Source organism: Borrelia crocidurae (assembly GCF_000825665.2).
GTDB lineage: Bacteria > Spirochaetota > Spirochaetia > Borreliales > Borreliaceae > Borrelia > Borrelia duttonii.
In genome coordinates this window covers 788975-798336 of sequence record NZ_LN609267.1, presented here as the reverse complement: position 1 = coordinate 798336, position 9362 = coordinate 788975, and the positions used below count along the sequence as shown (strand labels likewise).

The 9362-nt window shown below is 27.6% G+C and carries 8 protein-coding genes and 2 tRNA genes; 6 read left to right on the top strand and 4 right to left on the bottom strand.

Annotation, left to right across the window (positions count from 1 at the left end):
- The coding region (locus BN1173_RS04695) for an ABC transporter permease subunit (protein WP_040236739.1) at positions 1 to 510 on the top strand (510 nt) is incomplete at its 5' end.
- Positions 510 to 1361 carry an ABC transporter permease subunit gene (locus BN1173_RS03830; protein WP_014696562.1) on the top strand — a complete coding sequence of 284 codons (852 nt, stop codon included), beginning with the start codon at positions 510 to 512 and terminating at the stop codon, positions 1359 to 1361. The genes BN1173_RS04695 and BN1173_RS03830, both read left to right, overlap by 1 nt.
- Before the next feature lie 7 nt (positions 1362 to 1368).
- On the opposite strand, the gene BN1173_RS03825 is transcribed toward BN1173_RS03830, so the two are convergent.
- Entirely contained in the window at positions 1369 to 1986 is a 618-nt protein-coding gene (locus BN1173_RS03825; RefSeq protein WP_040236735.1) for an endonuclease III domain-containing protein, read from the bottom strand.
- A 103-nt stretch (positions 1987 to 2089) separates the two neighbouring features.
- Here BN1173_RS03825 and BN1173_RS03820 point away from each other — a divergent pair.
- Together BN1173_RS03820 and BN1173_RS03815 are read left to right on the top strand one after the other, a co-directional pair.
- Positions 2090 to 2163, top strand: a tRNA-Arg gene (locus tag BN1173_RS03820).
- A gap of 9 nt (positions 2164 to 2172) precedes the next feature.
- Positions 2173 to 2245 (top strand) — tRNA-Pro (locus BN1173_RS03815).
- Between the two features lie 80 nt (positions 2246 to 2325).
- Here BN1173_RS03815 and BN1173_RS03810 read toward each other — a convergent pair.
- The 3 genes from BN1173_RS03810 to BN1173_RS03800 form a co-directional block, all read right to left on the bottom strand.
- Complete coding sequence (locus BN1173_RS03810) at positions 2326 to 4581, bottom strand: P83/100 family protein (protein WP_040236734.1); 2256 nt, start codon at positions 4579 to 4581, stop codon at positions 2326 to 2328.
- 128 nt (positions 4582 to 4709) lie between these two features.
- Positions 4710 to 6395, bottom strand: a complete 1686-nt coding sequence (locus BN1173_RS03805; RefSeq protein ID WP_040236733.1) for an outer membrane protein assembly factor BamB family protein — start codon at positions 6393 to 6395, stop codon at positions 4710 to 4712.
- Positions 6396 to 6417: 22 nt separating this feature from the next.
- The gene (locus BN1173_RS03800) at positions 6418 to 8049 is read right to left on the bottom strand and encodes an ABC-F family ATP-binding cassette domain-containing protein (protein ID WP_040236731.1); all 1632 of its coding nucleotides are present in this window, start codon (positions 8047 to 8049) and stop codon (positions 6418 to 6420) included.
- A gap of 143 nt (positions 8050 to 8192) precedes the next feature.
- Here BN1173_RS03800 and groES point away from each other — a divergent pair, with 143 nt between their 5' ends.
- Together groES and mnmC2 are read left to right on the top strand one after the other, a co-directional pair.
- Positions 8193 to 8465, top strand: coding sequence for a co-chaperone GroES (gene groES, locus BN1173_RS03795; RefSeq protein ID WP_014696557.1), 273 nt, complete (start codon positions 8193 to 8195; stop codon positions 8463 to 8465).
- A gap of 208 nt (positions 8466 to 8673) precedes the next feature.
- A complete protein-coding gene (gene mnmC2 / locus BN1173_RS03790; RefSeq protein WP_040236729.1) occupies positions 8674 to 9351 on the top strand; it encodes a tRNA (5-methylaminomethyl-2-thiouridine)(34)-methyltransferase MnmC2 in 678 nt (225 codons plus the stop codon).
- The last annotated feature ends 11 nt before the right edge of the window (positions 9352 to 9362 follow it).

Genomic DNA, 9362 nt, shown 5'->3' with positions numbered 1-9362 from the left:
ATTTTAGAATATATAATGCTATTTTTACATTCACTACCAAGAAACTTAATCATAATGTTAGTAATTACTATACTTTACTACCTCAACATAAATCAAAAAAACCTGATAATAGGTGGATTTGCATGGTTTTTTTCATTTTTCATATTTAACGCTGTAATTTTTAAACAATCCCTAACAAAAAATTTATCTGAACCTTATATAATAAGTGCAAAATCAAGGGGTATCAAAAATTTTTCAATAATAACATTTCACTCATTAATTCCCTCTTTAACTTCATTAATCACTCAACTCCGATCCACTCTTACAACATCATTCTTTGGTTCCTCTTTTATTGAGATAACATTTGGAATTGATGGGATTGGGGCTTTAACAATTAATGCAATGAAAAATAACGATTATATAGTTTATAGAGACTTACTATTTGTTGGAGTATTAATTATGTTAATAACAAATTTAATAACAGATATATTAACATACAATATGAATCCTTATAAGGATATATTAGAATAATGAATAAATTTAAAAGATCATATATTTTATTATTGAGTATTTTCATTTTATTTCTAATAATAATTCCCAATTTAATAAATGAAAATTCAAAATTTGCAATATATAAAAAAGACCCAAATAAAATATACATTAAGCAAACAAATAAATTGCCGCAAACACCAACAAATACAAATCCTTTAGGAATTGATAAAATGGGTAGAGATATATTATCAAGATTAATATTAGCAACTAGAAATTCTATTTTACTTGCATTTAGTTATGCAGCAATTTCTGCAATAATTGGAATTTTTATAGGAATAATAATCGGTAATTTCAAATTCAAAACTTGTTTGATAATTTCAAAATTAATAGAATCATTACAAACAATACCATTTTTCTATATATTAACGTTAATTCTCTATTATTTTTCAAAACAAAAAAACTATAACATACTAGAAGTATCATTTATACTAGCAATAGTACACGGATGGATCAAATTTTCATTCATCACAAGAAATAACACACTACTAATTAAAAACTTTGATTATATAAAAGCAAGCAAAATGATGGGTGCAAGCCAATATAGAATAATAATGTATCACATATTTCCCGAAATTTTTTCATCAATTTCATCAATTATTCCCCTACAAATCTCAAAAAGTCTAACAACTTTTGAAGTAGTAAACTTTTTACAACAACAAGACAAAAGCTATTATCCAAGTCTTGGAGAACTTTTAAGGTATATAGAAATGGGAAAAGAATATTTTTGGATATGGATAAATCCCCTAATAATATTATTAATAATAAACATTATCTTAACATCAATAAGTCTCAAACTAAAAAAACACACAAAATTTTTCATATCATCATAAATCATGATCAAACAAGTCTTGGTGCAAATTTTTCTAAAAAACAATTTTTACAGTTTTGACTACGTGATGTACAAATATCTCTACCATGCCTATTAATAGCCATAGAAAATCTATATTGTTTATCATCGGGTATTCTATTTCTTAAATCTAATTCAATTTTTAAAGGTGTCTTCTCAAAAGTAATTCCATGTCTAATCACAACTCTACTAAAATGAGTATCTACAATAATAGCTGGCTTTTTATAAACAACACCAAGAATAACATTGGCTGTTTTCCTACCTACTCCTGGCAAAGATATAAGATCAAAAACATTATCTGGAATAATACCATCAAAATTTTCTAAAATCATTCGTGCACAATTTATAATATTTTTAGATTTATTTGAATAAAATCCTAATTTATAAATTAATCTTTCAACATCTACTAAATCAGCACATGCCAAACTTTTAAAATCACCATATTTATCAAAAAGTCTAGGTGCAATCTTATTAACCATATTATCAGTCGTTCTTGCACTCAAAATCACCATTATTAAAAGTTCGTAATTATTTTTAAAAGTTAAAAAAGGTTTTACATAAGGATAGCGAAATAAAGTTTCATCTACAATTAAATCAATATTAACCATAAAAATAATTATAAATTATATGTATAGTCATAATAAAGGATAAGCAATAATATTTTATTGACAAGGATTTTTCAACATGGTATACTCAATTTTAGGCTCAAAAGCGCTAATAGCTCAATGGGATAGAGCAACAGACTTCTAATCTGTGGGTTTTAGGTTCAAGTCCTAATTGGCGCGTAATTTTTTCGGGACATGGCCTAGCGGCTAAGGCACCTGCTTTGGGAGCAGGGGATCGTGAGTTCGAATCTCACTGTCCCGATTTCCCAGTATTAAAGGAATGAATAAAATTAATCCTTCCTGTTTGCATTAACAAACATGTTATTTAATCAATGATTGAGTTCAATTTATTTTTTTCAAAGTATTTACATCCAAAGTAATAATTGACTTAGATGCATCCTGTAAATAAACACGTCCTGCATTAACAGTAAAACTTGTAAATGGTAAAACTTCATCTTCAGAAAGAACAAATTTACTCAAATCATTTGAAGAAAACTTTGCTAATTTCCAAGCATCATTATCCTTAACAACTACTAAAATCATTTCAGAATCAACATAAAGAGACGAATCCCTACTCAACTCAAAACCTGCTTGAGATTTAACTTTTAAATTTTCTGATTTGCTAAGTAACTGAAGTTTTGCAATACCTGAACAAAGTTTTATAGCAACAAAATCATCTTTCCTTTCATAAACCCCATACCTCCTAATACCGTACTGATAATTTTTATCTAATTTTTCTTTATCCGAATCAATTAACCTAAGAACACCTAAATTAGTATTAGGATTTAAAATTTCTAAAAATACGGGCTTTTTGTTCTTATCTTCAGTGAACAATTTTTTCACATCCTCAGACTTAACCAATTTATCTTTAGCATTTAAAGATTTATCGGATAATCTCTGCAAAGATTTTTTATTCGCAATATTAGGAGAATTTTTTGAAATATCTGATGTAGCCTTTTCAAGTTGTCTTTTCAATTCACTAGCTGACTTTAATTTTTCATCATTTTGTGATGTAGCTTTAGGCTTTGGCAAATTATTATTTTGATTTTTGCGCCCAACATTTCTTTGCAACCTATTCCTAACTGGATCTTTTTGTTTATCCAAACCACCATTATCCACCTCTTTAAGCCTATCCCTCTTCTTATCTTTTAAAGCATCTCTTTGAACTATCTTATCATCAACAATTTGTTTTTCAATTTCCTTTTTTTCAGCATCATCAATAGCCTTTTTAAGTTGTTGAGCTAAATCCTTAGATAACTGTGATTTTCCATCATTTTGTGATGTAGTTTTAGGCCTTGGCAAATTATTATTTTGATTTTTACTCTCAACATTTCTTTGCAATATATTCTCAGCTGGTTCTTTTTGTTTATTCAAATCTCCATTATCTACCTCTTTAAATTTATCTCTCTTCTTATCTTTTAAAGCATCTCTTTGAAGTATGTTATCATCAATTTGTTTCTCAATTTCTTTTTTCTCAGTATCATCAGTAGCTTTATTGAGTTGCTCTTCTAAATCCTCAATAGTCTCGGTTAATTGCAATTTTTCATCTACTTTTGGAGAAGTTATATCTCCAGGCTTTGGTAAGTTTTTATCTTTATTACTCCTATCAATATTTTCTTGTATCTTATCCTTTACTATATCCCTCTGTTTATCCAATTTTTCTTGAGAACTATCCAACTTTTTTTGTGATTTTTTAAGTTCTTCCGTTTTATTCTTTAAAGCATCTCTTTGAAGTATGTTATCATCAATTTGTTTCTCAATTTCTTTTTTCTCAGTATCACCTGTAGCCTTCTCAAGTTGTTCTCTCAAATTATCAATGGTTTCATTCAATTCATCATCAATACTCTTTAAAGTATTGGATTCAATATCAATTTTTTTCTGATCAACATCACGAATTTCATCTTGAACATCTGTTAAATCTCTTGCAAAATTTGTACCAACTTCCTCATTTTCACCTAAAAGAGAGGCTACTACTCTCTCCGTAACTATTTTATCAAGATCAACATCTGATTCAATGTCTCCTGACAAAATATTTCTTTTGAGAGGAATAAAAATATGAGTATTTCCAGCCCACTGACTATAAACTCTTGAAAGCCCTACATTATGCTTATTTAAATCTGTAAGAGAAGAATTAATATAAGCATTATTATAATAATCCAAATCACCTCGATAAGCAGCATTATATATCGTAATAGCCTTGGCAAGCAATTCTGCACTTTCTTTACTGTATTTAAAACCTTCCATCAAATATCCTGTAAGTATTCTTCTAAGATTTAAAATACTATCAAGAGATGAATTTAAACCAATAACAAAAACATCTGAACTACTTTTTTCATCTTCACGATCAATATGCCGATTAACATAATATTTATTGTAATAGTTAGCCTTATTATCAACTAAATTTTTAGCTAAAAATTCACCAATACCCACTATCTGTTGATACGTGTCTGTAGAATCATAAGGACCTCGATAATTGACAAATTCAAGATCCATATTAATAAAATCTTTTAATTTTTTCTTATCAACCTCTCTAGCATGAAAAGTAACAATATTTAAAAAAATAAATAACAAACTAGAAAATACCCATATTCTTTTCATAATAAAATTCTCCCCTGGTTAATTATAAACTTTAACATTAAATAAACCGGTATAAATTAAAACATCAATTTTAGCACAATATAAGATGTATTCAATACATGATAACATAAAATTAGCAACAAAATGAATCAAAGAATTGCAATAATTTCATTAGCAAAGCCATTAATTTTTTCAGAAAAATTCTGTCGCTTTATAAATTTCAAAAGAGTTAGATATTTACTTCTATACTTTTGAAGATTCTCTTCAGAAGAATTTACAATTATCTTTCGTAAGCTTAAAAGAACAGCATAAGCTATCTCTAAATTACCCTGATAATTCAATATTATATATTGAATATAATTATATACAAGTTCATCTTGATCATGATAATATTCAAATTTGGCAATATTTTTAATCAACTGAATTACATTGCTAATATCTTTCTCATGAATTGCAACATTAACAAAACCCTTAATCGCGGAAATATCATCAACATACATAAAATATTTATACAGTTGTCCTCTTTGAAAGATTCTATCAATTCCATCTTTTGGAGCAAGCCAATTATCAATAGCCTTTTTATATAAATTTAAATATCTTTTAGGAAAACTACCATATTTCTTTAAAATAGAATCAAGCATACTTAAAAATTTACGATAAGTAACCTTATCATATGCAGAATTTAACATTTCATCAAGAGTCAAATAAACATCTTCATGTTCTATTAAATATTTTTCTCTAAAATCTATTCTATTTTGATGATATCTATTACCCAATGTATGATTCCAAACAATAACATCAAGCATATCTTTATATTCATAATAATAAGTGGTCAATATCCAATTAAATCCTCCAGTAACAATGAATCCAACATTAGCCACAAGTCCTGATATCTCCTTCATATCATCATACCTATCAACGGGTCTAAAATATTCATCAAGAACCAAAACACCATTTGATTTCATAACAAGACAAAGATTTTTATTATTGTAAAGCACAGCTTCTTTAAGATTTAAAGATAAATTGTTGAAAAACATAATTTCAAGATTTTTACTTAAATTAAAAAAAACACCAATATCAGATACCGCAACATATTCTCCATTAAATTTTTCGAATAAAAAATTAATAGGATAATTTAAACTAACAGAATTTAATACATCACCAAAATCACTATCATAAATGACAATCTCTCCGGATTGCAATCCAACAATTATTTTATTATCAGTACTGATCATCAATGTACTAGGAGAGGACATAAGCGAAATATTCCATATCTGTCCTCCATCAACATTAAAAGCAAACATCTCATCATTCTCATTGACAATATAAAAATTACCATTTTCAAGAACAACAGATGAGGTTAATGCTTGCCCTTCTATATCAACCTCAAAAACTTTATGCCCATCACCAAGTCTTAAAGCAATAACTCTACCATCAGCTGTCGGAACTAAAATATAACCATTACCTATTGAAGGGGCTTTTATAGGAGAAACACCCAGATTATATTTCCATATAAGTTTTCCTCTTCTAATTTTCTGAACTTCATTACGTCCTGTAATAACATAATACCCATTACCAAAATCCTTTAATAAAAAGGGATAAGGAGTTCTATCTAACCTATAAGAATACTTTTTACCAAAAGACATAGTATAAGTTATTAACCACCTATCCTTAGTTAATACAGTAATAGTATCACGTCTCTCATCAAAGATAGGATTTCCTAAAACTTGTCCGGTTAAAGCTTTTTGAAAATAAAGATTAATATCTGAAAATAGAGAAAAATAAGCACTAAAAAAAAATAAAATACAAAAATTTACTTTCAAAATCACAAACATCCTGTAATGAACAAAAATGTGATTAAAGTTTTAAGATGGAATGTCCCTCATAAAGTTTATCCCGCAATTCCTTAACCTTGACATCCTCAATATATTCAGAAAAAGTCATAAAACGATCAATTATTCCATTAGGAGTAAATTCAATAATCCTATTAGCAATTGTATCAATAAACTGATGATCATGAGATGTAAACAACACAACTCCCTTAAAATCTTTAAGCCCAGTATTTAAAGATGTAATTGCCTCTAGATCTAAATGATTAGTTGGTTGATCCAATAATAATACATTAGCACCACTAAGCATTATCTTTGCAAGCATACACCTTACCTTCTCACCTCCTGAGAGAACATTAACTCCCTTTAAAGCCTCATCTTGACTAAAAAGCATCCTCCCCAAAAACCCTCTAATATAAGTCTCATCGCCTTCTTTGGAATATTGTCTAAGCCAATCTATTAAACTTAAATCTACATTAAAATATTCTTCATTATCCTTTTTAAAATACTCAAAATTAACAGTAGAACCCCATTCATAATGTCCCTTATAATCTCTGTCTTCATTGGTAATAATATCAAAAAGATAACTTGCTGAAATTGGACTACCTAAAAAAACAATTTTTTGTCCAGGTTCTATGACAATACTAAATTTGTTTAAAATAAGTTGTCCCTCAAATTCTTTGGTTAAATTTTTAATTGTGATAACATTTTTGCCAAGATCCCTTTCAATTTTAAAATTTACATAAGGAAATTTTCTTGAAGACGGTTTTAAATCCTCAACTTTAATTTTTTCAATTAACTTTTTTCTTGAAGTTGCTTGGCGAGATTTTGATGCATTACTTGAAAATCTTTGAATAAAAGTTTTAAGTTCTGCTATTTTCTCTTCAGATCTTTTCTTAGCATCTTTCAATTGCTTATTAAGTATTCGACTAGTTTCATACCAAAAATCATAATTACCAAGATAAACTTGAATTTTTCCATAATCAATATCAACAATATGAGTACAAACTTGATTTAAAAAATGCCTATCATGTGAGACAACAATAACTGTATTTTCGAAATTAATTAAAAATTCCTCCAACCATTTAATCGATTGAATATCAAGATTATTAGTAGGCTCATCAAGAAGCAATATATCAGGATCCCCAAAAAGAGCCTGAGCCAAAAGTATTCTCACTTTTAAGGCCGCCTCAACATCCCTCATTAAACTAAAATGCAGAGACTCATCTATGCCTAACCCCCTTAAAAGCACTGCAGCATTAGATTCTGCTTCATAACCTCCAAGATCAGCAAATTCTGCTTCAAGTTCTCCAGCTCTAATACCATCCTCATCATTAAAATCAAGTTTTGCATAAATTTCATCTTTTTCCTTTTGAATAGAATAAAGCTTTTTATGACCCATAATCACAGTATCAATAACTCGAAAATCATCATATGCAAATTGATTTTGTTCAAGAACAGCCATTCTCTGATTTTTAGCAACTAATACTTCACCCTTGCTAGGCTCAATTGTTCCACCCAAAACTTTCAAAAACGTGCTCTTACCTGCACCATTAGCGCCTATTATTCCATAACAATTTCCAGAAGAAAACTTAATATTTACATCTTGAAATAGAATTCTCTCTCCAAATATAACTTCTAAATTATTTACTCTTATCAAACTATTTTTCCACCTAAACTTGACATTTTATTAAAAGAATTATCTTTAAAATAAAGCTAATTTTCAAGTGCCATTAAAAGATATTGACTTAACGCTTCACTTTTTCGTATATTTATATTATCAAATTAAGGAGATGTTTGAAAATGAAGAATATTAAACCTTTAGCTGATAGAGTTTTAATAAAAATAAAAGAAGCCGAAAGTAAAACAACTTCAGGATTATATATACCAGAAAATGCAAAAGAGAAAACACATATTGGAACAGTTATGGCTATTGGCTCAAACAAAGAAGAAATTAATGTTAAAGTCGGAGACACAGTGCTTTATGAAAAATATGCTGGGGCTGCTGTAAAGATTGAAGATAAAGAACATCTAATTCTAAAAGCAAAAGAAATAATAGCTATTATAGAAGAATAAGAAAAAAGAGAAACTAAATTGTGATTTAGTTTCTCTTTAAAAGAAAAAATTTTTAAATTTAGTAGCTACATCCTATTATCCTAGTCAAACAAAATTCAGGGTCAATATATAATATAACATTACTGTTATTATCTTTAAGAGTAATGGATTTTTTAATTTATTCTCTCCTAGAGAGATTAAATTATTATCTTATAATTTATTCATAAAAATGACACACAAATTAATATTCAAAGGTAAAACTATATATTCAAGTAAATTTAAAGACATTTATTACGATCCTCAATATGGACTTGAAGAGAGCAATTACGTATTTATTAAAGGATGTGAACTAGAAAAAGAACTTACAACTACCAAAAACATAAAAATTGCAGAATTAGGATTTGGAACAGGGCTAAATTTAATAGCTCTCTTAAAATATTTGACAGAAAACAATATTAAAACAAAAATCAACTATTACTCAATTGAAAAATTTCCATTAAAAAAAGAACAAATAAAAAAAATATCACAATTTTTTAATAACGATATACAATATTTCAAGATAATGCTTAAAAAATATCCAAAAATACCAATAAAAAATATCAAATACAAAATATCAAGTAATATTAATTTAAAAATCCTCATTGGTGATGCTAAAGACAAACTTAAAGAATTACCAAAATACATAGATTACTGGTTTTTAGATGGATTTACTCCAAGCAAAAATATTAGAATGTGGAACAAAGAAATATTTACAATAATCTCACAAAAAAGTAAAACTGGAACAAAACTCTCAACATTTTCTTCAGCAAGAATTGTGAAAGACGGATTAAAACTTGCCAATTTTAATTATCTTAAAATAAAAGGATTTAACAACAAAAGACATATGCTAGTAGCACAAAAAGAATAATACAAACAAAA

Excerpts from the sequence above, each read along its gene's own strand:
- mnmC2 (WP_040236729.1), top strand. The coding sequence starts at position 8,674 with ATGACACACAAATTAATATTCAAAGGTAAAACTATATATTCAAGTAAA.
- groES (WP_014696557.1), top strand. The coding sequence starts at position 8,193 with ATGAAGAATATTAAACCTTTAGCTGATAGAGTTTTAATAAAAATAAAA.
- BN1173_RS03830 (WP_014696562.1), top strand. The coding sequence starts at position 510 with ATGAATAAATTTAAAAGATCATATATTTTATTATTGAGTATTTTCATT.
- BN1173_RS03810 (WP_040236734.1), bottom strand. The coding sequence starts at position 4,581 with ATGAAAAGAATATGGGTATTTTCTAGTTTGTTATTTATTTTTTTAAAT.
- BN1173_RS03805 (WP_040236733.1), bottom strand. The coding sequence starts at position 6,395 with ATGTTTGTGATTTTGAAAGTAAATTTTTGTATTTTATTTTTTTTTAGT.
- BN1173_RS03825 (WP_040236735.1), bottom strand. The coding sequence starts at position 1,986 with ATGGTTAATATTGATTTAATTGTAGATGAAACTTTATTTCGCTATCCT.